This is a genomic window from Allobosea sp. 05L423 (genome assembly GCF_056397745.1).
Map to the genome: position 1 here is coordinate 1 of NZ_JBFTOA010000039.1, position 1143 is coordinate 1143.

The following is a 1143-nucleotide window of genomic DNA, read 5'->3' on the forward strand; positions in this document are numbered from 1 at the left end:
GAGGGACTGCTGCTGCCGATGAAGGCTCTACCTATCCGCCTATTGCTGTGCGGATGGTGGCGAGGACATCGTCCCGGCTATCCATGACCTCGGCATTGCTGAAGCGCACAAGCTTGAACCCGTGCCGCTCGATTTCCGCGGTCCTTGCCGCATCATAATCGCGCTCCCAGCTGTGCTGGCGCCCGTCGATTTCGACGATCAGTTTTCGATCAATGCAGATGAAATCGACCGTATAGGCGAGCAGGGGAACCTGACGGCGGAATTTCAGCCCATCGAGCTGCCGATTGCGCAGTAAAGACCAAAGGGCGTCTTCCTGCCGGGTGGAGGACTGTCGAAGCTGCCGGGCGAATTGGCGCCGTTCGCTGGTCATTGGGAGATGTTGAACGGACTCGCTTCCGCGATCAACGGCGGTTCCTCACCCCTGCCCCTCTCCCATTCGGGAGAGGGGTTCCCCGCGCCTGACGGTCGCTGTCGAGAAAACTTATCCCCGCTCCTTCACCCCATGCCTATGCTCGGGCCACCTCATCCCCGAGGGGCGGCCATCCGGAGGTATGCCAGTGGCGGGGTGAGGTCGGCGCCTGCGGCCGGTCTTACAAGCCGGTCCCGGGAGGCTTCGGGGCACCGCCCTGGGGGTACTACGGCCCCTGCGCGAGGAGCATCGCTGGGAGGCGCGACGGGAAAGGTTCTGTCATCCGAGACGCGACAAGGCCGGCATCGGGCCGACCAGCGGAAACGCTTTTCGGGACCATCCGATGCACGAGACAAAGCGGAGCGCAGCGCGCTCCGTGCCGAACTGGCGTCGAGGCGAGCGGGACCGGAACCGGAGAGCCATAGAAGCGCGGCCCGGAGTCTGAGAGAACGCCGATGAGCGGAGCGCCACGGGGCGTGCGGAAGGTGGCTCAATCCTTCCGCGCCGCATCCTGGCTCAATGGAAGCGGCCCGATACCCCGCGCCTCGCGGCGCTCCGCTGCCCCTCATTGCGAACGCCCGCGTGAAAGCGCGGGCGGGCGAAGGCATGCGCGTCAATGCGGGCCCCACGCCCGTCATTCTCGGGTGACCCGAGGGGGGGCGAGAATCGCGGGCCGGACAAGGCTCCGGGGCCTCCTGTTCGAAGATGCCCGGGCCAAGCCCGGGCATGACGCG

At 66.2% G+C, this 1143-nt stretch carries 1 protein-coding gene; it reads right to left on the reverse strand.

Annotated elements, in window-relative coordinates; genetic code table 11:
- Window positions 1–31: 31 nt before the first annotated feature.
- Window positions 32–370: an endonuclease domain-containing protein gene (locus AC1DNE_RS30470; protein WP_476767449.1), complete on the reverse strand. Its 339-nt coding sequence runs from the start codon at window positions 368–370 to the stop codon at window positions 32–34.
- Window positions 371–1143 lie beyond the last annotated feature (773 nt).

Excerpts from the sequence above, each read along its gene's own strand:
- AC1DNE_RS30470 (WP_476767449.1), bottom strand. The coding sequence starts at position 370 with ATGACCAGCGAACGGCGCCAATTCGCCCGGCAGCTTCGACAGTCCTCC.